The 25,772-nt window shown below is 72.7% G+C and carries 25 protein-coding genes; 7 read left to right on the plus strand and 18 right to left on the minus strand.

The window, feature by feature from the left end; all coding sequences use genetic code 11:
- Positions 1-102: 102 nt before the first annotated feature.
- Positions 103-552, plus strand: a complete 450-nt coding sequence (locus SPRI_RS21080) for a DoxX family membrane protein (protein WP_005316174.1) — start codon at positions 103-105, stop codon at positions 550-552.
- Positions 552-1,013, plus strand: a complete 462-nt coding sequence (locus SPRI_RS21085) for a Zn-ribbon domain-containing OB-fold protein (RefSeq protein ID WP_005316175.1) — start codon at positions 552-554, stop codon at positions 1,011-1,013. Before SPRI_RS21080 ends, SPRI_RS21085 begins: the two co-directional genes overlap by 1 nt.
- On the opposite strand, the gene SPRI_RS21090 is transcribed toward SPRI_RS21085, so the two are convergent.
- Entirely contained in the window at positions 962-1,642 is a 681-nt protein-coding gene (locus tag SPRI_RS21090) for a pyridoxine/pyridoxamine 5'-phosphate oxidase (RefSeq protein ID WP_005316177.1), read from the minus strand. The two genes, SPRI_RS21085 and SPRI_RS21090, sit on opposite strands and share 52 nt — an antisense overlap.
- A 37-nt stretch (positions 1,643-1,679) precedes the next feature.
- Positions 1,680-2,849, minus strand: coding sequence for a thiolase C-terminal domain-containing protein (locus SPRI_RS21095; protein ID WP_053557176.1), 1,170 nt, complete (start codon positions 2,847-2,849; stop codon positions 1,680-1,682).
- 113 nt (positions 2,850-2,962) lie between these two features.
- Between SPRI_RS21095 and SPRI_RS21100 the strand changes: the two genes are divergently transcribed.
- Positions 2,963-4,141, plus strand: a complete 1,179-nt coding sequence (locus SPRI_RS21100; RefSeq protein WP_005316179.1) for an acyl-CoA dehydrogenase family protein — start codon at positions 2,963-2,965, stop codon at positions 4,139-4,141.
- Here SPRI_RS21100 and SPRI_RS21105 read toward each other — a convergent pair.
- The 4 genes from SPRI_RS21105 to SPRI_RS21120 all read right to left on the minus strand — a co-directional run bounded on the left by SPRI_RS21105 (position 4,135) and on the right by SPRI_RS21120 (position 8,741).
- Positions 4,135-4,737, minus strand: coding sequence for a hypothetical protein (locus tag SPRI_RS21105; protein ID WP_005316181.1), 603 nt, complete (start codon positions 4,735-4,737; stop codon positions 4,135-4,137). The two genes, SPRI_RS21100 and SPRI_RS21105, sit on opposite strands and share 7 nt — an antisense overlap.
- A gap of 99 nt (positions 4,738-4,836) precedes the next feature.
- Positions 4,837-7,173: an outer membrane protein assembly factor BamB family protein gene (locus SPRI_RS21110; protein WP_053557177.1), complete on the minus strand. Its 2,337-nt coding sequence runs from the start codon at positions 7,171-7,173 to the stop codon at positions 4,837-4,839.
- Positions 7,174-7,410: 237 nt separating this feature from the next.
- Entirely contained in the window at positions 7,411-7,725 is a 315-nt protein-coding gene (locus SPRI_RS21115) for a hypothetical protein (protein WP_037774412.1), read from the minus strand.
- 95 nt (positions 7,726-7,820) lie between these two features.
- On the minus strand, positions 7,821-8,741 hold the full coding sequence (locus SPRI_RS21120) for a VOC family protein (RefSeq protein ID WP_005316192.1): 921 nt from the start codon (positions 8,739-8,741) through the stop codon (positions 7,821-7,823).
- 282 nt (positions 8,742-9,023) lie between these two features.
- Here SPRI_RS21120 and SPRI_RS21125 point away from each other — a divergent pair, with 282 nt between their 5' ends.
- Together SPRI_RS21125 and SPRI_RS21130 are read left to right on the plus strand one after the other, a co-directional pair.
- Positions 9,024-9,671 carry a TetR family transcriptional regulator gene (locus tag SPRI_RS21125; protein WP_078535318.1) on the plus strand — a complete coding sequence of 216 codons (648 nt, stop codon included), beginning with the start codon at positions 9,024-9,026 and terminating at the stop codon, positions 9,669-9,671.
- A 180-nt stretch (positions 9,672-9,851) separates the two neighbouring features.
- The gene (locus SPRI_RS21130) at positions 9,852-10,337 is read left to right on the plus strand and encodes a hypothetical protein (protein WP_005316198.1); all 486 of its coding nucleotides are present in this window, start codon (positions 9,852-9,854) and stop codon (positions 10,335-10,337) included.
- A 31-nt stretch (positions 10,338-10,368) separates the two neighbouring features.
- On the opposite strand, the gene SPRI_RS21135 is transcribed toward SPRI_RS21130, so the two are convergent.
- Genes SPRI_RS21135 through SPRI_RS21145 form a run of 3 tightly spaced genes read right to left on the minus strand, consistent with a single transcriptional unit; the run spans position 10,369 to position 12,714 of the window.
- Positions 10,369-11,145 (minus strand): enoyl-CoA hydratase/isomerase family protein, encoded by a 777-nt coding sequence (locus tag SPRI_RS21135; protein WP_005316201.1) that lies wholly within the window; start codon positions 11,143-11,145, stop codon positions 10,369-10,371.
- A complete protein-coding gene (locus tag SPRI_RS21140; RefSeq protein WP_005316203.1) occupies positions 11,142-11,564 on the minus strand; it encodes a Zn-ribbon domain-containing OB-fold protein in 423 nt (140 codons plus the stop codon). Before SPRI_RS21140 ends, SPRI_RS21135 begins: the two co-directional genes overlap by 4 nt.
- A 1-nt stretch (position 11,565) precedes the next feature.
- Complete coding sequence (locus tag SPRI_RS21145; RefSeq protein ID WP_005316207.1) at positions 11,566-12,714, minus strand: lipid-transfer protein; 1,149 nt, start codon at positions 12,712-12,714, stop codon at positions 11,566-11,568.
- Positions 12,715-12,780: 66 nt separating this feature from the next.
- Between SPRI_RS21145 and SPRI_RS21150 the strand changes: the two genes are divergently transcribed.
- Complete coding sequence (locus SPRI_RS21150; protein WP_037774413.1) at positions 12,781-14,346, plus strand: FadD3 family acyl-CoA ligase; 1,566 nt, start codon at positions 12,781-12,783, stop codon at positions 14,344-14,346.
- Positions 14,347-14,405: 59 nt separating this feature from the next.
- Here the strand turns inward: SPRI_RS21150 and SPRI_RS21155 are convergent, their stop codons facing one another.
- The 9 genes from SPRI_RS21155 to SPRI_RS21190 form a co-directional block, all read right to left on the minus strand.
- Positions 14,406-15,638, minus strand: a complete 1,233-nt coding sequence (locus SPRI_RS21155) for a cytochrome P450 family protein (protein ID WP_005316212.1) — start codon at positions 15,636-15,638, stop codon at positions 14,406-14,408.
- A complete protein-coding gene (locus SPRI_RS21160) occupies positions 15,635-16,873 on the minus strand; it encodes a cytochrome P450 (RefSeq protein ID WP_005316215.1) in 1,239 nt (412 codons plus the stop codon). Before SPRI_RS21160 ends, SPRI_RS21155 begins: the two co-directional genes overlap by 4 nt.
- Positions 16,870-17,526: a GTP-binding protein gene (locus SPRI_RS21165; protein ID WP_005316217.1), complete on the minus strand. Its 657-nt coding sequence runs from the start codon at positions 17,524-17,526 to the stop codon at positions 16,870-16,872. Before SPRI_RS21165 ends, SPRI_RS21160 begins: the two co-directional genes overlap by 4 nt.
- Positions 17,501-17,860 carry a DUF742 domain-containing protein gene (locus SPRI_RS21170; protein ID WP_053557178.1) on the minus strand — a complete coding sequence of 120 codons (360 nt, stop codon included), beginning with the start codon at positions 17,858-17,860 and terminating at the stop codon, positions 17,501-17,503. The genes SPRI_RS21165 and SPRI_RS21170 overlap by 26 nt, the downstream gene beginning before the upstream one ends.
- The gene (locus SPRI_RS21175; protein WP_053557179.1) at positions 17,857-18,279 is read right to left on the minus strand and encodes a roadblock/LC7 domain-containing protein; all 423 of its coding nucleotides are present in this window, start codon (positions 18,277-18,279) and stop codon (positions 17,857-17,859) included. Before SPRI_RS21175 ends, SPRI_RS21170 begins: the two co-directional genes overlap by 4 nt.
- Positions 18,276-19,814 (minus strand): ATP-binding protein, encoded by a 1,539-nt coding sequence (locus SPRI_RS21180; RefSeq protein WP_053557180.1) that lies wholly within the window; start codon positions 19,812-19,814, stop codon positions 18,276-18,278. Before SPRI_RS21180 ends, SPRI_RS21175 begins: the two co-directional genes overlap by 4 nt.
- Positions 19,815-20,070: 256 nt before the next feature.
- Positions 20,071-20,199, minus strand: coding sequence for a hypothetical protein (locus tag SPRI_RS39775; protein WP_275288275.1), 129 nt, complete (start codon positions 20,197-20,199; stop codon positions 20,071-20,073).
- A gap of 286 nt (positions 20,200-20,485) precedes the next feature.
- Entirely contained in the window at positions 20,486-23,431 is a 2,946-nt protein-coding gene (locus tag SPRI_RS21185; RefSeq protein ID WP_053557181.1) for an AfsR/SARP family transcriptional regulator, read from the minus strand.
- A 121-nt stretch (positions 23,432-23,552) separates the two neighbouring features.
- Entirely contained in the window at positions 23,553-24,353 is an 801-nt protein-coding gene (locus SPRI_RS21190; protein WP_005316231.1) for a polysaccharide deacetylase family protein, read from the minus strand.
- A gap of 196 nt (positions 24,354-24,549) precedes the next feature.
- On the opposite strand from SPRI_RS21190, the gene SPRI_RS21195 reads away from it, so the two are divergent.
- Positions 24,550-25,770 (plus strand): amidohydrolase family protein, encoded by a 1,221-nt coding sequence (locus tag SPRI_RS21195; RefSeq protein ID WP_005316233.1) that lies wholly within the window; start codon positions 24,550-24,552, stop codon positions 25,768-25,770.
- The last annotated feature ends 2 nt before the right edge of the window (positions 25,771-25,772 follow it).

A 25,772-nucleotide genomic window follows, 5' to 3' on the forward strand; every position in this document is an offset into this window, starting at 1 on the left:
AGTTCGGTTGCGAATCGGTCACGGTCGCGGCCCTCTTGCGCGCGCCGCCCCCTTCCGGTGAACTGACGTACCGTCAGAAAGTGATGGAGGGGAGGCCGGAGCATGCGGACGATATGGCTCACCGGTGCCGAATGGACCGCCGTTCTGCGCATCGGCCTCGGCCTGTGGTGGCTGGAGAGCTGGCGCCACAAGGACCGCAAGGGCTGGCTCGAGCGCGGTACGGGCATCACCTGGGCCGCCGGTGTCGCGGCGCGACACCGCTGGCAGGCCGTCCGCACCGGCTTCGACAAGGTGGTGGCGCCCCGGCCCAAGGCGATGGCGTACGTCGTCGTGCACGCGGAACTGGCCCTCGGGCTCGGCCTGATCAGCGGGTTCCTGACCCCCGTCGCGCTCGTCGGCGGGCTGCTGCTCAATCTGCTCTACCTGGTTCTCATGATCCACGACTGGGCGGAGCAGGGGCAGAACGCCATGATGGCGCTCATCTCCCTCGTCTCCCTCTTCGCCATGTCCTGGCAGGTGTGGTCGCTCGACCACGCGATCGGGCTCTTCTGATGGCCGGGGACCCGTCGACACCCGGCATCGACGACTTCACCCGCCCCTACTGGGAGGCGGCCGCGGCCGGCGAACTGCTGATCCGCCGCTGCGGCGCCTGCGGGCGGCCGCACCACTATCCGCGCGAGTTCTGCCCGCACTGCTGGAGCGAGGACGTCGGCTGGGAGCGGGCTTCCGGCCGCGCCACGCTCTACACCTGGTCCGTCGTCCACCGCAACGACCTGCCGCCCTTCACCGGCCGCGTGCCCTACACGGCGGCGCTGGTCGAACTCGCCGAAGGCGTGCGGATGATGACCGAGGTCGTGGAGTGCGAGCCGGACCGGCTGGCCGTCGGGACGGAGCTGACAGTCGCCTTCCGGACGGGGGAGGACGGCGTGAGCGTCCCGGTCTTCCGCCCGGCCGGACCCCCTCAGGGCCAGAGCAGCTCCCGCTCCCACTCGCCCCGGTCGGCCCGCCGGTAGCGCAGCCGCACATGCCGGCGCTGCTCGTCGCCCTGGAAGAACTCGGCCTCGCGCGGCTGGAGCACGTACAGGGTCCACGTCGGCACCGGGGCGTCCGGCTCGGCCCGCGCCCTCTCCCACGCGTCCCGCGAGGCGCGCGCCAACTCCTCCACGCTGTCCAGCACCTCGCTCTGCCGCCCGGTCAGCGCCGCCGCCAGCGCACCCGTCGAGCGGGCGTGCAGATCGGCCCCGCTCTCCTCGGAGGAGGCGGGGACGACCCGGCCGCGGACCCTGACCTGGCGCCCCTGCGCGGCCCAGTAGAAGACGAGCGACGCCTCCGGCCTGGCCGCCAGCTGCCGGCCCTTCGCGCTGGTGGCGTGCGAGGCGAAGTGCCAGCCGTGCCCGTCGGCGTCGTGGAGCATCACGATCCGCGCGTCCGGACGCCCCTGCGCGTCCACCGTCGCCAGGGTCATGGTGTGCGGCTCCGGCTGGCCGGCCGCGACGGCCTCGCCGAACCACCGGTGGAACAGCGGCAGCGGCTCACCGGGCGCGCCCGCCGGGTCGAAACCGGGCAGCTCGACGTCCCAGACGCGCTGCGCGTGCAGCAGGGCGCGGAAGGCCGCCTGCGGGTCGCGCTCTTCGTGGTCCATGGACGCATTCAACCCTCCCAGCCGCCGGCGTGGGAGGTCAGCCCCGGCCCAGGACCACCGTCCCCGACGAGCAGAACCAGCCGCCCGTCCCCGACGCCACCGCGAGCGCCGGCAGCCGGCCGTCCGGCCTGCGTACCTGGTGGGCGCCGGCCTCGCCCCGCAACTGCCGCACGGCCTCCACGAGGAGGAACAGTCCCCGCATGCCCGGGTGGCAGGCGGAGAGGCCGCCGCCGTCGGTGTTGACCGGCAGCCCCCCGTCCCGCAGCAGCCGCCCCTGCTCGACGAAGGCGCCGCCCTCGCCCTTGGCGCAGAAGCCGAGGTCCTCGAGCGTCACCAGGGTCATATAGGTGAAGGCGTCGTAGATCTCCGCGATGTCGATCTCGCCGGGCCGCACCCCTGCCCGCTCGAAGGCGAGCCGGCCGCTCACCGCCGCGGGGGAGACGGTGAAGTCGTCCCACTCCGACATGGTCGTGTGGGACACGTGCTCGCCGGTGCCGAGGATCCACACCGGGTCCTTCGCCGTGTCCGGTACGTACTCCTCCGCGGCCAGCAGCACCGCGCAGCCGCCGTCGCTGCGGATGCAGCAGTGCAGCCTGGTGAACGGGTCGGCGATCACCGGGCCGTCCAACACGTCGTCGACCGTGATCGGCTCACGGAACATGGCGTCCTCGTTGGCGGCGGCGTTCGCCCGTGCCTGCACCGCCACCTGGGCGAGCTGCTCCAGGGTCGTGCCGTACCGGTGCATGTGGCGGCGCGCGGCCATCGCGTACTTGGCGACGAGGGTGTGCCCGTACGGCACCTCGAACTGGAGCGGGCCCCGGGTGCCGAAGGACAGGTCGGAGGTGCGCCGTCCCGCCTTGATGTCGGCGCGGGCCGTGGATCCGTAGACCAGCAGCACCACATTGGCGTGACCGGCGGCGACGGCGTCGGCCGCGTGCGCCGCCATCACCTCCCAGCTCGCCCCGCCGACGGCCGTGGAGTCCACCCAGAGCGGCCGCAGGCCGAGGTACTCGGCGACCTCGGCCGGGGCGAACGTGCCGAGACCGGCCGAGGCGAGGCCGTCCACGACGGAGCGGTGGAGGCCGGAGTCGGCGAGTGCCCGGCGGGCCGCCTGGGCGTGCAGCGCGTAGGGGGTGAGGCCGTCGACGCGGCCGCAGTCGGAGAGGGACATGCCGACGACGGCGACCTTGCGCGGTGTGGAGGGCATGTATCTGACGGTACATCAGATACGGGTGACGGCGGGGCGGAAGACGTCTGTGCATCCGCCGCGCGACGTCCTAACATGACGGCCCGTCAGGAAGTCGTGGGCAGGAGCCGCCGATGGACGCCGCCTTCACCGCCGAGCAGCGCGAGATCCGCCGCACGCTGCGCGAAGCGCTGACCAGACACGCGGGCCCCGCCGCGGCCGCCGCCCGCACCCCCCAGGGGTACGACACCGAGCTGTGGGCCCGCCTCGCGGGGCAACTAGGCCTGCCCGGCCTCGCGCTTCCCGCCCGGTACGGCGGCGCGGACTGCACCCTCACCGAACTCGCGCTCGCCTGCGAGGAGACCGGCCGGGTCCTGCTGCCTTCCCCGCTGCTCGCCACCGCCGGCCTCGTCGCCCCCCTGATCTGCGCACTCGGCACCCCCGAACAGCGCGAAGGCCTCCTGCCCCGTATCGCCGACGCCTCCCTGACCTGCGCGCTCGCCGTCCCCGGCAGCCTCGCGGAAGCGCTCGCGCTGACCGGCGACAACACGGCCGGCGCATGGGCGGGAGGCGGCCGGGCCGGCGGCATCCAGGCACGGCGGGCCGGCGACGGCTGGACCCTCTACGGCGAGGCCGCACAGGTGCTCGACGGCCACAGCGCCCGGCTGCTGCTCGTCGCCGCGCACACGGGCGGCTTCCCCCGCAGCCGCCCCCTGCTCTTCCTGGTCGGTGCCGACGCACCGGGCATGACCCGCACACGGCTGACGGCACTCGACGAGACCCGCCCGCAGGCCCGGATCGAACTCCGTGACAGCCCCGCCCGGCTCCTCGGCGAGGACGGGGCCGACGTGGCCGGAGCACTGCGCACGACGGGCTCCGGTGCCGCCGTCCTCCTCGCGGCGGAAGCGGTGGGATCCGCGGCGGGCTCGCTGTCACGGACCGTGGAGTACGTCGGCACCCGGGAACAGTTCGGACGCGCCATCGGCTCCTTCCAGGCCGTCAAACACCGGCTCGCCGATCTGTACGTCCACGTGGAGGCGGCCCGCTCCGCGGCGTACTACGCGGCCTGGGACCCGGCGGCGGGCGCCCTCGCACTCGCACAGTGCCTCGAGGCGCTGCGCACGGTCGCGGGCGAGACGATCCAGCTGCACGGCGGGATCGGCTTCACCTGGGAACACGACGCGCACCTGTACTTCAAGCGGGCAGCGGCCGACGAACTGCTCTTCGGCCCCGTCCACAGGCTGCGCGACACCGCGGCCGAACGGGCCGGACTGTTCGCGTCCGCCCGAGGGGAGGCTGCCGGCCGTCAGTGACGCCTGAACCTCGAGTGCCGGGTCGGCTCCTCCTCGTCCCCGGGCCGCGCGTCGTACCGGCCCTCTCCCTGATAGGGACCTGGGCCGTTCGGGTCGCGGCCGTACGGACCCCAGTCGTCCGCCGCCGCCGGCACATGGCCCGGGGGCTCCTCGTCGTACGGCTCCTCACGCCTGCGGCGCAGCGCGCGGCGACCGCTCATCAGCGCGGCGGCGAGCAGCAGCAGCACACCACCGCCGAAGGCGAGCGCCACGCCCAGCCCGAGCCCGTCGCCGTCGCCGCCCGCCGTGAGACTGCCGGCGGCCTGGCCCTGCCGGACCATCCACAGGACGGTGAAGCCGAGGACGACCACGCCGGCGAGCGCCACCAGCAGGCGGGAGCGCAGCAGCAGGCCGATCAGGGTGAGCAGGGCGGCGAAGGCCATGGGGAGCAGGACGGACGTGAACAGCCCGCCGTCGTTCGAGGTGATGCCCCCGAACAGGTCCTGGATGCGGTAGTCGCTCCCGTGACGGCCGTCGTACCAGACACGGAAAGGGCTCCATACGGCGGCCGTCGCTCCGATGAGAGCGAGGATCGAGCCGATGACGTTGCGGATCATCGCCGGCCTCCTTCTGTCGCCGCAGCCGACGGCGACATGCGGCGGGTACCCAGCGGATCCGTCTTGAACCGGGGCCCCGCCCGGGACCCCCGCGCCACGTCAGCGCGCCGCCGCTCCCCGCCCCGTCGCCGTCCCCTTCACCGCGTCCAGCGCGTACACGCAGCGGTCCTTGCTGCACGCGTACACCACACCGTTCCGCGCCACCGGCGACCCCGTGATCTCGCCACCGGTCGCCAGCTTCCAGCGGAGCTGGCCGCCGCTCGCGTCGAGCGTGTAAAGGACGTGGTCGGCGGAGCCGAAGTGGACGCGGCCGTCCGCGACGACCGGGGTGCCGACGACCTCGCCGCCGGCCGCGAAGCGCCACATCGGGGTGCCGGTCACGGCGTCGAGGGTGTAGAGCGCCGAGCCGCTGCCGACGTGGACGTTGCCGGCCGCGACGAGTACTGGCTCGCTGGACTGGCGGGACTCCGTGGCGATGCGCCACCGGTCCTTGCCGGTCGTGGCGTCCAGCGCGTAGACGGTGCCGAGGTAGTCGGCGAGGTACACGCCGCCGCCGGTCACGGCGGGGCCGGGCGCGAACGCGGGCGGCGAGAGGAACACCGCGGGCGCCTCGAAGTGCCAGCGCACCAGCCCGGACGTGATGTCGACCGCGAGCACCCGGGTGCCGGCGGAGACGTACACATAGCCGTCGGGGGCGGGCTGCACCCGTACGGGCACGTTCCCGCACGAGGCCGCGTCCCCGATCGGGTACGACCAGCGTTCTTCGCCGGTGCGTGCCTCCAGGGCGCGCAGCCGCGCGTCCTTCCACACGTACACCGTGTCGCCGAAGATCGCGGGGCCGGCCTCCGGGGTCTCGAAGTCGTTCTGGGCGCCGGTGATCTCCCACAGCTTCTCGCCGTTGGATGCTTCCCACGCCTGCACACCGCCACCTCGGGTGCCGGTGAGGACGGTGCCGCGGTCGACCTTGAGGGAGTACACCCAGGCGTCGGTCTGGAGCCGCCAGCGTTCGTGGCCGGTGGCGGCGTCGAGCGCGTACAGCGTCGGACCGTCGGAGGCGTGGATGCGGCCGGCGGCGACCGCCATCGCCCAGGCCACGTCCCGCGTCTTGAACTGACGGCGGCCGGTCCCCACGTCCAGCGCGTGCACCTCGAAGGAGGTGACGTAGAGGAGGTCACCGTCGACGACCGGAGTGCCCCACACGTCGTTCGACATGCGGAAACGCCAGGGCCGCCAGTGGGCGGGGCCGGTCTCCGGCGCCTGCGCCGGGGGCGGGACGGGCGAGGGTGGCGCGGCCACCGCGCCGCCGGGGGCGTCGCCGCCCCGTCCGGCGGGCGGCCGGACCCAGCCGGTGGCCGGTCCGGCCTCCGCGACCACGGCCCGGCCGGTTTCGGCGACCCGGGGACCGGGCCCGATGGGCACGTTGGAGCCGGGCAGCCGCACCGGGGCGTGCGAGGGCGCCGCCTGCGGCTGGGGCGGCGACGGCGGGACGGGCGGCGGGGTGGGGAGCGAGGGCGCGGGGCGCTGGGAAGCGGCATGCGGGCGGCCGCCGCCGCGACGGGTCTCGATCATGGCGGTGGCCGAGGTGGGCAGCCACGCGGACGCGGTGCCGCTGTCGTCGCCGCCGGAGGAGAAGAGATGGGGTGCGAGCTGCGCCTGGAGGTCCTCGGGCGTGGGCCGCAGCGCGGCGTCCATCTGCATGCACGAGTCGATCAGCGGCCGCAGCTCGTCCGGGAGCCCTTCGAGGTCCGGGCCCTCCCGCAGCAGCATGAAGACGGTCTCCACGGGGTTCGCGCCGTGGAAGGGCGCATGCCCGGTGGCCGCGAAGACCAGGGTGGAGCCGAGGGAGAAGACGTCACTGGCGCCGGTCACGCTGCGGGAGTCGCGGGCCTGCTCGGGCGACATGTACGCGGGCGTCCCGACGGCGACGTTGGTCATGGTCAGCCGGGTGTTGGAGACGCCGGACGCGATACCGAAGTCGATGACGCGGGGCCCGTCCTCCACGACCAGCACGTTGGACGGCTTGAGGTCCCGGTGGACGAGGCCCGCGCCGTGGATGGACTGCAGGGCCTCCGCGATGCCCGCCGCGAGCCAGCGGACGGCCTGGGCGGGCAGGGGACCGCACTCGTTGATGATCTCCTCGAGCGAGGGCGCGGGGACGTAGGCGGTGGCCAGCCACGGCACCGCGGCGCGCGGGTCGGCGTCGACCACGGCGGCGGTGTAGAAGCCGCTGACCGCGCGGGCCGCCTCCACCTCGCGCGTGAAGCGGACGCGGAACAGCTGGTCCTCCGCGAGCTCGGTCCGCACGGTCTTGATCGCGACCCGGCGGCCGGACGCCGACCTGGCGAGATAGACCAGTCCCATGCCACCGGCACCGAGCCGGCCCAGCACCTCGAACGGACCGATCCGTCTCGGGTCGTGCTGCGTCAGCTGCTCCATACCTGCGTGCCACCTCCCCGTACGGGCTCCCACGAAATGGAGCCCGTCACTTACAGCCCCGTGCAGGGTCTCACCATCGAGCCCCTCAGCGGTGAGCACCCTGATTCTTCCTGTACGGGGCCACGGTTGCGAACCCGGGGGCGGATCGGGGTGTCTCACCGCGTTTCGGGCACCGCTGTGAGCGCGGTGCGCGGCCGGCGCCCGGCAGGCGCCGGCCGGGGAGCGTACGGCCCCAGGTCAGAGACGCGCCTCCAGATGCCCCGTGGCGCGCAGCGAACCGCCGCAGGAGATCGTGTCGCTGCCGTCGCCGGTGTGCCAGGCCCCGTGCAGTGTGTTGACGCGGACCGGCCACCTGGGGTTGCTCACGTCGTCGCAGTCGACGACGAGCCGCCAGGTGTAGGAGGAGCCGCTGTAGCAGGTGGCGGAGGCGGTGTCGCCGCTTCCTGCGAGGTGGCACGGCAGGCGGGCGGCGGAGGCGGGGGTGGCGGCGAGCAGTCCGGCGGCCATGGCCGCGGCGGCGGCCAGTCCCAGGGTGGTCTTCGTGCGTGGCACGGGACGGTCCTTTCCATGTGGGGGGATGAGGGCCCCACTATGGATCAGCTCCATGCCCTAGGTCTAGACCATTGTCGGACCCAACTCTTCTTGAATCAGGCGCTCTTGGCCGCTTCGCCGTCCTCGTCCGCCGCGTCGCGGTCCGCCCGTCGCGACCCGCCACCGGACCCGGGCGGCGCCCCGCGGCTCTCGGTCTCCCGCGGCCCGCCGGGCGCGGCCGACCGGTCCGGCTCCGCCAGCACCGCGAAGGTGGCCCCCTGGTTGTCGCCGAACACGGCGATCCGTCCGTACGGGGTGTCGGACGGGACGGTGCGGATCCGGCCGCCGAGGCGGACGACGGCCTCGGCCGTCGCGTCGCAGTCGGTGACGCAGAAGTAGACGAGGAAGTGGTCGGGCATCTCCGGCGGGAACTCGTCCGTGATCGTGCTGCGACCGCCGACGGCCGTGCTCTCGCCCGGTTCCGTGCCGGCCGGCGACCACATGCGGAAGCCGGTCATGGTGCCGGTGAGGTCCGTGCCCTGGAAGTGGAACACCGACTCGTAGAAGTCGTCCGCGCGCTCGTGGTCCCGGGTGTACACCTCGGTCCAGCAGAACGAGTTCGGCTCGCCCTGCTTCTCGAAGCCCTGCCGGGTGCCCGCCTGCCACAGGCCGAACACCGCGCCGCCGGGGTCCGCGGCGACCGCGGAGATCCCCGCCGAGTCGACGGGCAGCGGGTCGTTGATCAGCCGGCCGCCGTGCTCGGCGATGCGGCGGCCGAGGGCCGTGGCGTCCGGGGTGGCGAAGTAGACGCCCCAGACGGTGGGCATACGGCCGTCCCGCTTGGGCGTCAGCGCGCCGACCAGCCGTCCGTCGCTGAAGGCGTCGGCGTAACGGCCGCGGACGCCGCCGGGGACGTGGCCGCCGCCCCGCTCGGAGAAGGTCCAGCCGAAGAGCTCGCCGTAGAAGCGCTTGCCCGCCTCCACGTCAGGGAGCGATGCGTCCACCCAGCACGGCGTGCCCTCTGTGAATGCGGCCATGGACCTGATTCCTTCCCTGGGTGTGGTGCCCGTCACCCTCAAGCTAACGGCGCATCACGCGGGGCGCGCGGAATCAAATCGAACGTATGGGCGATAGATGCCGTTTTGACGGGGCCGGACGGTCGAAAGGGGTGTTCAGGGCGCCTCCGTGGGGGCCGGTCCCGTCGAGTTGTCCACCGAAGTTGTCCACAGGCTGTTGATAACACTATTGCTGTCCGTGGCCGGCACCCCATTTGCAGTCGGCCGAATCGCGCGCCGATCACCCCTCGGTAAGCTGACGGCATGACAGGACAAGTGCGCACCGTCGACGGCCGGGTAGCCGGCCGACGCGGGCAGGCGACGCGGCAGAAACTGCTCGACTGCCTCAGTGAGATGCTCAGCTCGTCGCCGTACCGGGACGTCAAGGTCATCGACGTGGCCCGTAAAGCGGGCACTTCACCGGCGACGTTCTACCAGTACTTCCCGGACGTCGAGGGCGCCGTTCTCGAAATTGCCGAGGAAATGGCCAAGGAGGGCGCGGAGTTGACCGAACTGGTCTCCGGGCGCTCCTGGGTCGGCAAGGCGGGCTGGCAGACGGCGGAGGAACTGGTCGAGGGCTTCCTCGACTTCTGGCGCCGCAACGACGCCATCCTCCGTGTGGTCGATCTCGGTGCGGCCGAGGGCGACAAGCGGTTCTACAAGATCCGTATGAAGATCCTGAACTCGGTCACCAACTCCCTCACGGACGCCGTCAAGGAGCTCCAGGGCAAGGGCAAGGTCGACAAGGACGTCAGCCCCGGGGCGATGGCCGGATCGCTGGTGGCGATGCTCGCCGCGGTCGCCTCGCACCAGAAGGGCTTCACGACCTGGGGGGTCAAGCAGGCCGAACTCAAGCCGAATCTGGCCCTGTTGGTACACCTCGGCATCACCGGCAAGAAGCCCGCGAAGTAACGGCCCCACACAGCCGCCCGCCTGGTGCCGGGCGCGAGTCCTGTCACGCCGACGGCGGTCCCCCTGCGGGGGTGACCGCCGTCGGCGTTCTCGTGTCCGGAAGCGACCCACGACGCTGCTAGGGTGACGTGCGCTCGTCAACCGAGCCCTTTCGCCGACACTTTCAACGGGGGTTGAAACGTGAAGATCCGTCATGTCCGCGCCATTGCCGTCTTCGGAATCGCGCTCGTCGCACTGACCGGGGCCCGTGGCTCCGGCGGTGGTGGCTGTGACAACTCCAGCAGTTCCAGCAGCTCCAGCAGCGGCGGCAGCCACCGCGACGACGACAGCGGAAGCACGGGCGGCGTCTCCGTCCCCGGCGGTTCCGGCGCCGACAAGGCCGCACGCGACATCACCATCGACGAGTGCAAGTACGACGACGCGACGAAGGCGCTCACGGCGAAGATCACCATCAACAACAGTGGCTCGCTGGACTACGACTACGACGTCACCATGAAGTTCACCGGTGGCGTCGGCGGCACGGCCGTCCCGGCGACCGCGAGCGAGACGGCGATCGCCGTCGCCGCGGGCGCCTCGGAGACGACCGTGCTCAGCACCCCGTACACCGGCTCCGGCGACGGCTCCGAGTACACCAAGTGCGAGGTCTCGCGGGCTTCCCGCAGCTGACCCGCGAACGCCCGGGCGTCCCGGCCGGCCGTCAGCGCAGCCGGAAGCCGTCCTTGCCCCGCCTCTCCTCGAACAGCCCGGCCTGCCGCTCCGGCGGCAGGTTGCCGAGCGTGACCAGGTGCGGGGCAAGGGCGAGCGCCCGGGACCGTGACGCCTCGGTGGCCGCCCACACGGCGCGTACCGTCCCCTGGACGGCGTCCGTCGGACACGACGCGATCATCTCCGCGGCGCGCAGCGCCGCCGCTGCCGCGCCGCCGGGCTCCGTCAGCTCGGAGACCAGGCCCACTTCGTACGCACGGCGTGCGGTCAGCCGTTCCGCCGTGCCCATCAGGGCCGTCCGGGCCACCTCGCCGGCCGGCATCCGCTGGGCCATGAAGACTGACTCGTAGGCGCTGACCATCCCGTACGTGGTGTGCGGGTCGAAGAACGTCGCCTCGCGCGAGGCGATCACGAACTCGCTCTCGCCGAGCAGGTAGAACGCCCCGCCGCAGGCCATGCCCTCGACGGCCGCGATCACCGGCTTCCACAGGTCGTTCGCCTTGGGGCCGACCGCCAGCAGCGGATCGTCGAGGGAGTACGGCGAGGACGGCTGCGGCACCTCGGCCGAGCGGTCGACGCCCGTGCAGAACGCCCTGGTGCCCGCGCCCGTCAGCACCACGGCCCGCACCTCGTCGTCGCGGCGGAACTGCCGCCAAGCGGCAGCCAGTTCGGCCGCCGTTTCCAGGTCGATCGCGTTGAGTCTGGCGGGCCGGTCGAGGGTGACCAGGGCGACGCCGCTGTCCTTGTCCCTCTCCACGCGCAGGCTCATGCGCGCTCCAGCCGCCAGCGGGGCAGCCCGTCCCGCGTGAACACCACGCGCACGCCGGCGCCGATGCGCAGCCGGGCCGGGTCGACGGAGTTCAGCGGCGCGTCCGGGGCGGTGACCACGTTGCCGACGAGCCGGATGCGGGGGGCGTCGAGCAGTTCGACGACGACCGCGTTGTAGGGGGCCTGTTCGGCGTAGCCGGGCAGCAGCGGCGGGTGCGGGAGCACGAACGACCAGATACGGCCGCGGCCGCTCGTCGGGCGCCATTCGCTGTCGAAGGAACCGCAGTGCGGGCAGCAGGGACGCGGCGGGAACCGCGGTTCGCCGCAGGCGGGGGCGGCGCAGGTCTGGACGCGCAGTTCGCCGCTCGCCGCGTACTTCCAGAAGGGTGCTCCGTCGTCGTCGATGACCGGTCGCAGCATCTCAGCTCCTCAGCAGAAGGGCCGAGGTCGGTACGCCCTCGCCCGCCGTCACCAGGCAGGTCCGGGCATCCGGCACCTGGGCCGTCGAGGTGCCCCGCAGTTGCCTGACGCCCTCGTTGATCAGGTTGAAGCCGTGCACGTAGGCCTCGCTGAGGCCGCCGCCCGCGGTGTTCAGGGGCAGTCGTCCGCCGATCTCCAGCGCGCCGCCTTCGGTGAAGGCCGCGCCCTCGCCCCGTCCGCAGAAGCCGTAGCCCTCCAGGGAGAGCGGGATCAGCGGGGTGAACGCGTCGTAGATCTGGGCCACATGGACGTCCTCCGGTCCGAAGTCGGCCTGCTTCCACAGGTGCCGGGCGGCCGTCCAGGCCGGACCGGTGAGCGGGTCGTCGTTCCAGTAGTTGACCATTCCGTGGTGCTGGGCGGGCAGGCCCTGGGCGGCGGAGTGGACGTGGACGGGTCTGTGCCGGCAGTCGCGGGCGCGCTCGGCGCTCACGATCACGCAGGCGAGCGCGCCGTCCGTCTCGAGGCAGTTGTCGAAGAGGCAGAGCGGTTCGCTGATCCAGCGGGCGGTCATGTACATCTCGCGGGTGAGCGGCCGGTCGTACATCATCGCGGCCGGGTTCTGGTTGGCACGGTTGCGGCAGGCGAGGGCCACGTTGAAGAAGTGGTCGCGGGTCGCGCCGTATTCGTGCATGTAACGGCGGGCGAGCATGCCGATCTCGTCGGCGGGCCGCAGCAGACCGAACGGGCGGGTCCACTGGGCGGGGGTCGGCAGCTGTGCCGTGGTGTTCGTCCAGGGGCGCGGGCCCGAGCCGCGTTTGCGGGAGCGCCAGGCGACGCCGACGCTCGCCTGCCCGGTGGCCACGGCGGCGGCCAGGTGCGCGACGGTGGCGCACGAGCCGCCTCCCCCGTAGCCGACCTTGGAGAAGAAGGTGACGTCGCCGGCGCCGACGGCCTTGGCGAGCTCGACCTCGTCGGTCTCCTCCATCGTGTACGAGGCGAAGCCGTCCACCTCCGCGGGGGCGATGCCGGCGTCGTCGAGAGCGGCGAGGACCGCCCGGCAGGCCAGTGTCTTCTCCGACTCGGGCAGTCGCCTGGCGAAGGCCGTCGAACCGATCCCGACTATCGCCGCCTTGTCCTTGAGGGTCGCCATGGCCGGAGCGTACAGCTAATCTGACGGACCGTCAGCTACTGTGCGGGGACGTACGGGAGGTACGTGATGCGACACGGCGACCTGGCACGGGGCACGATCGGGGAGCTGGTGCGGACCGCCGCCCTGCGGTACGGACAGCGCGAGGCAGTCGTCGAGGGGCGCATCCGCGTCCCCTACGCCGAGCTGGGCGAACGGGTCGAACGCGCCGCCGCCGCGTGCATCGCCTCCGGCGTCCGCAAGGGGGACCGGGTCGCCGTCTGGGCGCCCAACACCCTCGACTGGATCGTCTGCGCGCTCGGCGCCGTCACCGCGGGGGCGGTCCTCGTCCCCCTCAACACCCGCTTCAAGGGCACGGAGGCCGCCTACGTCCTGCGGCGCTCACGGGCCAGGCTCCTCTTCGTCACCGGCACCTTCCTGGGCACCTCCTACGTCGCCTCCCTGCGCCGCTGCGACGTGGAACTGCCCGACCTGGAGCAGGTCGTCGTCCTGGCCGAGAGCGCGCCGCAGGAGTACCGGACCTGGAAGGACTTCCTCGCCGGCGGCGACGGCGTGGACGCCCGGCAGGTGCGGGAGCGCGCCGCCACCGTCACCGCCGACGACCCCTCCGACCTCGTCTTCACCTCCGGCACCACCGGCCGCCCCAAGGGCGCCGTCATCACCCACGCCCAGACCCTGCGCTGCTACGACCTGTGGAGCGAGCTCGCCGGGCTGCGCGAGGGTGACCGCTACCTGATCGTGAACCCGTTCTTCCACACCTTCGGCTACAAGGCGGGCGTCGTCGCCTGCCTCACCCGCGGCGCCACGATGGTCCCGCAACCCGTCTTCAACGTGGAGACCGTCCTCGCGAACATCGCCGCGGAACGGATCTCCGTGCTGCCCGGCCCGCCGACCCTGCACCGGTCGCTGCTCGACCACCCGGCGCGCGGCCGGCACGACCTGAGCACCCTGCGGCTCGTCGTCACCGGCGCCGCCGTCGTACCCCTCGACCTCGTGGAACGGCTCCGCGACGAACTGCGCGTCCCCACCGTCCTGACGGCCTACGGGCTCTCGGAGGCGAGCGGCATCGTGACCATGTGCCGCCGGGGAGACGCCCCCGCCACCGTCGCCGCCACCTCCGGCCGTGCGATACCCGGCACGGAGGTCCGCGTCCTCGCGCCGCAGGGCGAGCCCGGGGAGGTGCTGGTACGCGGGCACAACGTGATGCGCGGCTACTTCGAGGACCCCGCGGCCACCGCCCGCGCGATCACTCCCGACGGCTGGCTGCGCACCGGCGACGTCGGGGTCCTGGACGAGCAGGGGAACCTGCGCATCACCGACCGGATCAAGGACATGTTCATCGTCGGCGGCTTCAACGCCTACCCCGCGGAGATCGAGCAGCTGCTCGGCCCGCACCCGGACGTCGCGGACGTCGCCGTCATCGGCGTGCCCGACGAACGGCTCGGCGAGGTGGGCAAGGCGTACGTGGTCCGCCGGCCCGGCTCGACGCTGACCGCCGACGACCTGATCGCCTGGTCACGGCGGGAGATGGCGAACTTCAAGGTGCCCAGGCACGTGGAGTTCGTGGCCGCGCTGCCCCGCAACGCGAGCGGCAAGGTGCTGAAGACGAAGCTGCGCTCCCGGCACGCCGGCTGAGCGCGGCACCGGCCCGGTCCCGCGCTGTCGCGGCACCGGGCCGGGCCCGTCTGCGGTGGTCAGCCCTGGAGGCGGACCGGGATCTCCTGCCACCCGTACGCGATGAACGAGGGCACCTGCTTCAGCTCGTCGGACTCGAACGCGGCGGTGAGGCCCGGGTAGCGGTCGAAGAGCGCCGGCAGCGCGGTCATCGCCTCCATCCGGGCCAGCGGGGCCCCGATGCAGCGGTGCACACCGATACCGAAGGACAGATGGTCGTCGGCCGCCCGCGTGGCGTCGAAGGCCGCCGCGTCCTCGCCGTAGCGCGCCGGGTCGTTGCCCGCGGCCGCGTACGTCGTCAGGATCGCGTCGCCCGCCGGGACGGTGACCCCGCCGACGGTGATGTCGGACACCGCGAACCGCAGCGGCAGCGAGGCGATCGACGGGCGGACCCGCAGCACCTCCTCGATCACCTGCTCCCAGCTGATCGCGCCGGCCCTCACGGCCGCCAGCTGTTCGGGGTGCTCGAGCAGCGCGACGACGGCGTTGCCGATCAGATTGACCGTCGTCTCGAAGCCGGCGCCGATGACGAGGAGCAGGGTGTAGAGGAGCTCCTCGTCGCTGAGCCGGTCGCCGTCCTCGTCGCGGACCCGGATCAGCTCCGTGGTCATGTCGTCGCCGGGGTGCTCGGCCTTGTACCCGATGAGCGAGCCGAGGACCGTGCCGATCTGCTCCTGCACCCAGGCCGCCTGCTCCGGGCTCGGGTCGGAGGTGTCCATGAGGGCGGCGATCAGCCGGCCGGTGGCCTCGCGCAGATGCTCGGGCACGCCGAACAGCTCGCAGATCATCCGCATGGGCAGCGGATGCGCGAACGCTGCCTTCACGTCCACGACCTCGCCGTTCGCGCCGGCCGCGTCCAGCTCCGTCAGCAGCTCCTCGGTGATGGCCTCCACCCGGTCGCGCATCGCCTCGGTACGCCGGGCGGTGAAGCTGGGGGCGACGAGCTTGCGCAGCCGGGTGTGGTCGCTGCCGTACGTCGACAGCATGTTGACCACGCCGACCCAGCCGAGGATCCAGCCCCACTCGGGGTGCTCGCCGATCTCGGGGAAGAGCGACCAGTGCCTGCGCGGGTCCTTGCTGACCTCGGGGTCGAGGATCAGGGCCTTGAGGGTGTCGTGACCGGTGGGCGCCCAGGCGGGTATGCCGCCGGGCAGCTCGACGGGGACGATGGGGCCGAGGGAGCGCAGCTTCGCGCACTCGGCGATGATGTCGGCACCGAACGGATCGACGGCCACACGGGGGGACACGGTCATGAACGGTCTCCTGCCTGGTCGGGGCTGTGAGGTGTGAATCTGACGGGCAGCGCCGTCAGCGAACGGTGGAAGGGGCCCGGCCGCCAGCTGAGCCGCTCACGCGGCAGGACCGGCTGAAGATCCGGCAGCCACTGGGTGAGACGTTCGATGGCCTCCGTGGCGATCAGCAGGGCCGGCTGCTTCACGGGGCAGGCGTGCTCACCGGCGGAGAACGACAGGTGCGACGCGTCGTGCCGGTGGTGCGTCCCCGCGAAGTCCTGCTCGGCGAAGTGGCCCAGCGCTCCGTACGAGACGACGACCGGGACCGCCGCCTGCACCCAGACCCCGTGGAAGGACACGGACTCGCGGGCGAAGTGGATGCCGTAGTTCGACAGCGGGGTCTCGTAGCGGAGCACCTCGAGGACCGCGTCCATCACCGGCCGGGAGCCACTGGTGAGGGTGGAGTAGTAGTCGGCGTTGCCGAGGATCCGCGAGAGCGCGTTGGAGACGAGGTTGGCGCTCGGTTCGTGACCGGCCCCGAGGGTGAGGAACACCTGCCAGGTGACCTCCTCCGGCGTGAGGGCCAGCGGGTGGTCCAGCAGCCGGCTGGTGATGTCGGGCCCGCGCCGCACCGACTTGGCGGCGATCAGCTCCAGCACGTACCTGCCGTACTCGGCCTCGCCCTCCGCCGCGCGGTCGCCGCCCTCCATCATCGCGCCGAGCGCGGCGTCGAGCCGGCCCGACTCGCTGTCGGGCAGGCCGAAGAGGTTGTTGAAGATCAGCGCCATCAGCGGCCGGGCGAACTCGGTGACGAGGTCCGCGGAGCCCGCCGGGCCGAAGCGGCCGACGAGCACGTCCACGGCGTGATGGACGCGTTCGCGCAGGTCGTGCGGTTCCACCAGGTCGAACGCGTCCGTGAGGCTGCGCCGGTAACGGATGTGCGCGTCGCCGTCCGCGAAGAGGGTGTTGGGCCGCCAGCGCATCATGCCGAGGACGGGGGAGTCCTCGGGGACGGTGGCCTCCCAGGGACGCGGGTCGTGCGACCAGGTCGCGGGGTCGTGCAGCAGGTCGAGGGCGGCGCGGCGGTCGGTGACGACGTACGCGGGCACCCCGGGGGCGAGTTCGGCCCAGCCGACCGGGCCCTGGGCCCGCAGCGCCGCGTAGTAGGCATGCGGATCGGCCGCGAAACCCTCTTCCCACAGTCGTACGGGCGCGGACAGCGTGAACGCGTCGGCGCGGGCAGGATAGGCGTTCAACGGGGCTCCGTCCGGCGGCTGTTGCGGTCGATGAGGTGCTGGACCAGGGCGAGCAGCGCGTCGACGGAGGAGTTGGTGTCGCGGGCGTCGCACATCACCAGCGGGGTGTCGTGCTCGAGGTCGAGGGCGCGGCGCAGCTGCTCCTCGCCGTAGTTCTTGGAGTCGGGGAAGGTGTTGAGGGCGACGGCGTACGGCAGCCCCGATTCCTCGACCATGCCGAGGACGTCGAAGGAGTCGTCGATCCGGCGGGTGTCGACGAGCACGAGCGCGCCGAGCGCCCCGTACGCGATGTCGTCCCACAGGGAGCGGAAACGCTCCTGGCCGGGGGTGCCGAAGAGGTAGAGCACGATCCCGCCGCCCAGCGAGATCCGCCCGAAGTCGATGGCGACGGTCGTCGTCGTCTTGTCGCGCACCCCGGCCAGGTCGTCGACCGCGACCGACGCCTGGGTCAGGTGCTCCTCGGTGTGCAGCGGCCGGATCTCGGAGACGGAGTCGATCAGTGTCGTCTTGCCGACGCCGAACGGACCGGCGACGAGGATCTTGACCAGTTCCCGTGCGGTCTCTGGCAGATGCAGACCGGCCTCGGAGTCGCGCTCACGGGAGGACGGGCCGGAACCCGCGGGCGGGCTAAAGCTTGAGGGCGCGGAGGCCATCGGCCACTCTCTTCAGAAGGTCACGGTCGGGCAGGGCGGCGGAGGGGACCGGTGGGCGTGCGCGCACCAGACCCTGGTCGATCAGGGCGGCGGCCAGGACACGGACCGCGGAGACCGGCAGCTTCAGCAGGGCGGCCGTCTCCACCACGGTCAGTGAGCCGCCGTCGAGCGCCTCCAGCACGGCGTGCTGGGCGGCGGGCAGGCCGGCGGGCGCGGGCCCGCCCGCGCCGGTCAGCACCGACAGGCGCTCCAGGCTGTTGCGACTGGGCCGCGCCACCCCGCCGGTGGACAGGTAGGCGGGCACCAGGGGGCGGCCGCTCCGGCGGCCGGTCATACCGCTGTGCCGCCGTCGGCCACCCGGGGCGCGGCGGCCATGGCCTTCTCACCGAGCCGGGCCACCTGGGAGTGGACCCGGTGGCCCAGCAGGTCGAGGCGTACCTCCGGGCTGCCGTACGCGGCCACGCACGTGCCGTGGTCCGTCGGCGCGACCAGGATGTAGCCGTGGTCGGACTCGATGACCACCTGGCGCAGCCGGGCGCTGTCCTCGTCGGCGAACGCGGCGGCGGCGGTACGGCACGCGCCCTGGACGGTGCTGATGATCGCCGCGACGCGCTCCGCGGAGTCCTGGGAGAGCGCGGCGGAGTAACCGGAGACGAGCCCGTCCCTGGTCAGCAGCGCGGCGGCCCGGACATGCGGGATTTCGAGGATCGGATCGAGCACCCAGGCGGCTTCACCGGGGTCGCGGCTGGTCATCGGGGGTCGTTCCCTTCGGTCTCTGCGGCGTTGCGCGCCGCGGCTGTTGCGGACTGGAGCGCCCCGAGCGCCGCGGCGGACTCCTCGGGGGTGCGGGCGGGCGCGGCGGGCGCTGCCGGTTCGGGGGCGGGCGCCGCGGAGGACGTCTCGGCGCGGACCCTGCGGCGGCGCTGCGGGAGCTGGTCGCCGTCCTGGGCGGGGTCGGGCACGGGCTCGTGGACGGGCTCGCCGCCGTGCGGGGCCGGGGGAGCGGCGCGGGCGACGGCGTCCGCGAACCGCGGTGGTGCCGCGTGCGGTTCAGGCTCGGTGGACTGCTCCGGGCCGGTGGGCTGCTCGGGGCCGGTGGTGGGCCGCGCCTGCCGGTCGAGCCGCGTCTGCGGGGCGGGCCGGTCCTGCCGGGCCGGCTGCGGCTGCTCCGTGTGCCGTGCCTGTTCGGCCGCGAGCTCGGGCTCCACCGCGTTCCGGGTGGAGCGGGCGGCGCTGACGGCGGGCGGGTGCAGGACCGGGTCGATACGGCTCAGCAGATGGCTCTTGACGAGCAGCACCGCCCGTACACCGCCGTAGGGCGACGGCGTGGACAGGTCGACCGACACGTCGAACTGCCGGGTGAGCCGGCCGATCGCGGCCAGTCCCATCCGGGGCGGGTCACCGAGGTCGGACAGGAGGATCTGGTGGTCCCCGGCCACCAGCCGCTGCGCGGCGGCGCGTTCGTCGCTCGCCATGCCGACGCCCGCGTCGTCGACCGTCACCGTGACGCCGTGGTGGACGCGTTCGAGGTTCACCACCACGGCGGTGTCCGGCGAGGAGTGGCGCAGCGCGTTGTCGAGCAGCTCGGCGACGATGATCGCCACCGGCTCCACCGCGTGCGACACGAGCGCGGTGCCGGGCTCGAGGTGGTTGTGCACCTGGACCCGGTGATAGCCGACGAGCCTGGCCTGTCCGCCCGTGACGGCGTCGACCAGGTGCGACTCCTCGCGGGCGAGCCCCACCCACGCCCCGCACACGACGGCGGCGACCTGGGCGCGGCGCAGCGACTGCTCGTTCTCGTGGTCGAGGGCGAAGAGGGTCTGTGCCAGCTCCGGATCGTCGTAGCGCTGCTGGAGTCCGCGCAGCACGTCCTGGAGCCGGTAGAGCCCGGCCTGGATCTCGCGGGTCGCGCCGCGCATACCGGCCCGGGCGGCGGCGTCGACGCGCTTGCGCTCCTGGGCCATGGCGGTGCGCAGCGCTTCGAGTACGGCCTCGGTGCCCGCGCCCGCGGGCCCGAGCGGTCCGGGCACCCGGACGTGCGGGTGGGCGGTCCGGGTGGCCTCCGCGGGCATCCGCTCCGCGGCGAGGTGGGCTATCTCGGCGGCGAAGGCCTGGGCGGCGCGGTCCAGTTCGTGCCGGGCGGCGTCGAGATGCGACCGGAGCGTGGTGATCTCCTCGCGCTGCCGGGCCCGTTCCCGCCGGGAGCGGATGAGCCCGCCTCCCAGGACGAATGCCGACAACGTCCCGGCGGCCAGGCCGCCGGCGGCCAGGTCCGGTATCTCGATCATCGAATTAGACCTCGGGAGAGCAGGGTGTGGGGGCGCCGTGAGGCGCGCCCGCCAAGTACACACTGCCGCTGAGCAGTTGCGCTCGGTTTCTGCCGAAGATCCTTTGGTTTTGTCCGGTCGGTGGCCCATTGCTTACGAAGTGTCTGAGTGTGGCTCAGGACACAGTCGTCAACGGCCGCCCGGAGACATGCCACGGCCGCGGCGGCTCCCCCTCCGCGCCGCCGCGGCCGTTCCCCGTCGTGTTTGGCTTCGTGTGTCAGACCTGCGGCGGAGCCGGGGCGTGGTGGTCGCCCATGGTCGTGATGGTGGTGTCGGCGGGCGGCACGGGCGCGTGGTGGTCGCCCATCGTGGTGATCTCTTCGCGGTCCTGCTTGTTGGTGCTCATGTCGTCCCCCATGGGATAGCCGATGACCGGAGGGCCTTCCGGCCGGCGACTCCCCCGAGGGTCGCCGGACGGAAGGCCGGTGGACCTGTCACCCCGCTGAGGCGCCGGCCCGAGTGATCCGTCTGCCCCCCGACGCGACGGATCGAATGCATGAAGCATGTCGGACGAGCATAAACATTCGATGAACGCCCTGCCCGGCGCCCTGCCCCTGCGGCTGCACCGAGCCTGCCGCGTCCTGGGACCGCCGTACCGGACCCGGCCCCGACGGGCCGTGTCCCGCGGGCCGTCAGGCGGCACCGCTGAGGGGCTCCAGCAGTGTGCGGACCTCTTCCGCCTCCGCCGCACCCGTCTGCTCGTGGAGGAACAGCGCGTCCCGCCAGCACGCACGCGCGCGGTCCGCCTGCCCCAGCGCGTCCAGGGCCAGTCCCAGCGTGGTCAGCACCTTGCCGCGGGTCCGGTCGCCGCCGATGCAGCCCATCGCGAGCGCCTGTTCCGCGTGCTGCGCGGCCCGTGCGGGGCGGCGTGCGGAGAGATGCGCCTGGGCGATGCGGAAGTGGGCCGTGCCCTCCCACAGGCGCTGCCGGTTCGACTCGAACAGGCTCAGCGCCTCCGACAGTTGCTCCAGGGCGTCCGTGTGGCGGCCCGCCTGTGTCAGCGCGACCCCGAGGGCGTAACGGGCGTTGGCCAGCCGGAGCGTGTGGCCGATCCTGTCGTAGATGGCGATGCCCTGCTCCGCGAGGGAGATCGCCTGGGTGATGCGGCCGGTGGCGACGTGGATGCGGGAGAGGTTGGACAGGGCGCTCGCCTCGCCGGGCAGGTTGCCGTCGAGACGCGAACCCTCCATGGCGCGTCGCAGGTGCTCCTCGGCCTCCTGGTTGCGTCCCTGTATGAAGGCGATGATGCCCCGGTCGTTGTCCGACCAGTAGACCGGCGCCGGGTCGTTCACCGACCGGGCCAGTACCGCCGCCTGGGCCGCCTCCTCGTCCGCCTCGTCGTAACGGCCCGCCACGAGATGGACGTTGGTCATCGACGTACGGGCCCTGCCCTCGGTCCGCGTGTCGCCCGCGGCCCGTGCGGCCTCGACCGCCCCGCAGGCCACGGACTCGTAGACCTTCGAGTTCGCTCCCGACTCGGCGAGGTTCTGGACGGCCCACAGCAGGTCGACCGCCCGCCGCAACTGCGGTCCGGGGGACGCCTGCCGGGCGCAGGCGAGGAGGCAGTGGGCCTCCGCGTAGAGCCAGTCCTGGGCGTCGTCGAGGTGCGCGAACTCGAGCCCGGCGTCACCCGTCGGCTCCAGGTGCACCACCAGCCGGTCGCCGGGCCGCTCCATGGCGAAGACCCGGGCCGCCGTCGCCAGGTAGAAGTCCAGCAGGTGGGAGACGGCGGCCTCCCTGGCCGCCGCGGACTCGTCGCGCTCCGCGCATGCACGCGCGTAGAGCCGCACGAGGTCGTGGTAGCGGTACCGGCCGGGCGCCGCGGACTCCAGCAGGGACGTGTCGACCAGCGCCTCGAGCAGGTCCTCCGTCTCGTGCGGCGGCAGTTCCAGCACGGCCGCCGCCGCGGCGAGCGAGATGTCCGGGCCGTCCGCCAGGCCCAGCAGGCGGAACGCCCTGGCCTGGGCGGGCTCCAGCTGGCCGTAGCCCAGTTCGAAGGTGGCCTTCACCGCCAGGTCACCGGCCTGGAGCTCGTCGAGGCGGCGCCGCCCGTCGGCCAGCTTGGCCGCGAGGACCGAGACCGTCCAGGTGCGGCGGGCCGCCAGCCGCGAGGCGGCGATACGGATGGCGAGCGGCAGGAACCCGCACGCCGCGACCACGTCCAGCGCCGCGTCCCGCTCCGCACCGACCCGCTCCGCACCGACGATCCGGGTGAACAGCTGGAGGGCCTCCTCCGGGGACATCACGTCCAGGTCGACGAGGTGCGCGCCCGCCAGGTCGACCATCCGCACCCGGCTGGTGATCAGCGCGGCGCAGCCGGCCGTGCCGGGCAGCAGGGGCCGGACCTGGGCGGCGTCGCGGGCGTTGTCGAGCAGCACCAGGATCCGTCGCCCGTCCAGGGCGGAGCGGTAGAGGGCCGCGCGTTCGTCCAGGGTGTCCGGGATCGCGGAGTCGGGTGTGCCGAGGGCGCGCAGGAACGCGCCGAGGACCGTCTCCGGCTCCGCGGACCGGTTGCCGGTGCCCTGGAGGTCGACGTACAGCTGCCCGTCGGGGAAGTGCTTGCGCGCCTGGTGGGCCACATGGACGGCCAGGGTGGTCTTGCCGACGCCGCCGATGCCCGCGAGGGCGGACACCGCCATCACCGACCCCTCGGCGGTGGCAAGTTGACCGCCCAGTTCCTGCACGAAGGACGTCCGGCCGGTGAAGTCCGGCACGGTGGCCGGCAGCTGGGCGGGCCGGGTGGTCTGCGGGGCGGGCGCCGGCTCCTGCGGAGAACGGGCGAGTTCGGCGTCGGCCCGCAGGATCCGCTGCTGCAGGCTGGAGAGTTCGGGCCGCGGGTCGACGCCCAGTTCCTCTGCGAGCAGCCGGCGGGTGTCGGCGTAGACGGCGAGTGCCTCCGCCTGGCGTCCGCTGCGGTACAGGGCGAGCATCAGCAGTTCGCGCAGCCGCTCGCGCAGCGGGTGGGTCGCGGTGAGCGCCGTGAGCTCGGAGACGGCCTCGGCGTGCCGGCCGACCTCGAGGTCGATGTCGAGCCGGGTCTCGAGCAGTTGCAGACCCCACTCGACGAGCCGGGTGCGCTGGTTCTCCGCATACGGCCCCGGCACGTTGGCGAGCGGCTCGCCGTCCCACAGGTTCAGCACCTTGTTGAGCAGCGCCCGTGCCTGGGTACGGTCGCCGGCGGCGTTCGCCTTGTACGCCTCCGCCGCGAGTTCCTGCGCGACGGCGAGGTCGAGGGCTTCCCTGCCGATGCGCAGCGCGTAGCCGCCCGACTCGCTGACCAGGGTGTCGGGGTCGAGCGCCTTGCGCAGCCGGGAGGCGTACGTGCGGACGGCGGCGAGGGCCTGGGAGGGTGGTTCCTCGCCCCAGATCGCGTCGATCAGCTCGTGGGCGGTGGCGGTGCGCCCGTCGCGGAGCAGCGGCGCGACGAGCAGGGCGCGCTGCTGCGGCGAGCCGGGCGGCAGGGTCTCTCCGCCCCGCCGCACCCGTACCGGTCCGAGCACGCTGAAGTACAGCTCGGCGTTCTCGCTCCCGAGCGGAGCGCGCTGGTTCGGTACGCGTGGCCCGCTGTCACGGTCCATAGGTGCCCCCTGCCGGTACTGCCGGAATCGCCCTCGACAGTCTGCCTTGTTGGGGGTGGCCGCGTCAGCAGCGGGGCGGCTGCGTCTGCTGTCGTCCGCCGGGCCGTACGGTCCGCTCTGATCAGGGGCGATAGACCGTGCCGGGTTCGGGTGCGGCCGGTGCGAGCAGCTGGGTGACCGTGACGAAGGTGTAACCGCGCTTCTTCAGCTCGGTGATGATGCCGGGCACGGCGGGGACCGTGCCGTCGTAGATGTCGTGCAGCAGGATGATGCCGTCGCGTCCGGCCTGGTCGAGGATGCGCTTCTCGATGAGCGCGCTGTCGGTCGTGGAGTAGTCCTTGGCGGTGGCGCTCCACAGGACCTGGGAGAGGCCGAGCTCCTTGCTGACGGCCTTCACCTCGTCGTCGGTGCGGCCCTGCGGCGGGCGCATCAGCCGCGGCTTCTCACCGGTGATCTCCTCTATGGCGTCCTGGGTGCGGCCGAGTTCCGCGCGTATCTCTTCCTTGTCGAGCTTGTCGAGCCGCTGGTGGGTCCAGGTGTGGTTGGCGACCTCGTGGCCCTCGGCGGCGAGGCGGCGCACCACGTCGGGGTACTTGAGCACGTGGTTCTTGCCGAGCAGGAAGAAGGTGGCGGGCACCTTCTCCTTCGCGAGGTGGTCGAGCAGCCGGGGGGTGTCCTTGCCGGGGCCGGCGTCGAAGGTGAGCGCTATGCACTTGGCCTTCTCGCAGTCGACGGACGGCGCACCGGAGCCCCTGCCCTTCTCGCTCGCGAGCGGTTTCCCGTCGGAGCCGGCGGCGTCGGAGCGGGCGTCCGCCGGCGAGGTGCTGTCGACGGAGCAGCCGGTGAGCGCGAGGGTCAGCGTGAGCGCTGCGGCGAGGGCCGGGACAACCCGGGACCCGGTTCTGTACGTCCTTGAGGGCATGGTGAGTCTCCCCGTTCGTGGCGGCGCGATGGCGCGGCGGTGTGCCGGTCGTACGGAATCCGGCCGTGGGCCGGTGGTCGTCCGTACTCGCCGGTGACTATACACAGCGTGTATACGTGGCGTTCATAGTGGGGCCCGCCGATGGGGCCCGGACTCAATAGCTGACGCATCGTCAGATCGGCGCTACCTTGGGACGATGGAGACCTTCCCCAAGATCATCTCGGTGGACGATCACACGGTGGAGCCCCCCGGCGTCTGGCGGGACCGGCTCCCGTCGAAATACGCCGGCACGGGCCCCCGCATCGTCCGCGCGCCCCTGAAGGAAATGACCTTCATGGGCGGCAGGTTCGCCCCCGTCATGGGAGCCCCCGGCGACGAGGGACCGGTCGGCGACTGGTGGGTCTACGAGGACCTGCACCGGCCGCTCACCCGCCTCGACACCGCCGTCGGCTACGACCGCGACGAGATCAAGCTGGAGATCATCACCTACGAGCAGATGCGCCCGGGCTCCTACAGCGTCCCGGACCGGCTCGCCGACATGGACGTCAACCACGTCCGCTCCGCGCTCTGCTTCCCCACCTTCCCGCGCTTCTGCGGCCAGACCTTCACGGAGGCCGCCGACCGCGAGCTCGGGCTGCTGTGCGTGCGGGCCTACAACGACTGGATGGTGGAGGAGTGGTGCGGCCCCGAGGCGCGGGGCCGGCTCGTACCGCTGACCCTGATCCCGCTGTGGGACGCGGAACTGGCGGCCGCGGAGGTCCGCCGCAACGCGGCGCGCGGCGTGCGCGCCGTCGCGTTCTCCGAGATACCCCCGCACCTCGGGCTCCCGTCCGTCCACACCGACGCGTGGGACCCGTTCCTCGCCGCCTGCGACGAGACCGGCACGGTCATCGCCATGCACATCGGCTCCTCCAGCCGCATGCCCTCCACCTCGGCGGACGCGCCTCCCGCCGTCGGTTCGACCATCACCTTCGCCAACTGCTGCTTCTCCATGGTCGACTGGCTGATGAGCGGCAAGCTCGAGCGCTTCCCCGGACTGCGGATCATGTACGCGGAAGGCCAGATCGGCTGGATCCCGTACATCCTGGAGCGGGCGGACGTCGTCTGGGAGGAGAACCGCGCCTGGGGCGGGGTGGCGGACAAGGTCACCCGGCCGCCGTCCGAACTCTTCGCCGAGCACGTCTACGGCTGCTTCTTCGACGACGCCTTCGGCCTCAGGAACCTGGACGCGATCGGGGCGGGGAACGTCCTCTACGAGACGGACTACCCGCACTCCGACTCGACCTGGCCGAAGTCGAAGGAGGTCGGCGAGTCCCAGATGGGCCACCTGCCGCAGGACGTGGTGGAGAGGATCGTGGCGGGCAACGCGATCGACCTGCTGGGGCTGACCGAGGACGGTCTGTGGCCGGGCCCGTAGGC

Origin of the sequence: Streptomyces pristinaespiralis (assembly GCF_001278075.1) — a bacterium.
Taxonomy (GTDB): domain Bacteria; phylum Actinomycetota; class Actinomycetes; order Streptomycetales; family Streptomycetaceae; genus Streptomyces; species Streptomyces pristinaespiralis.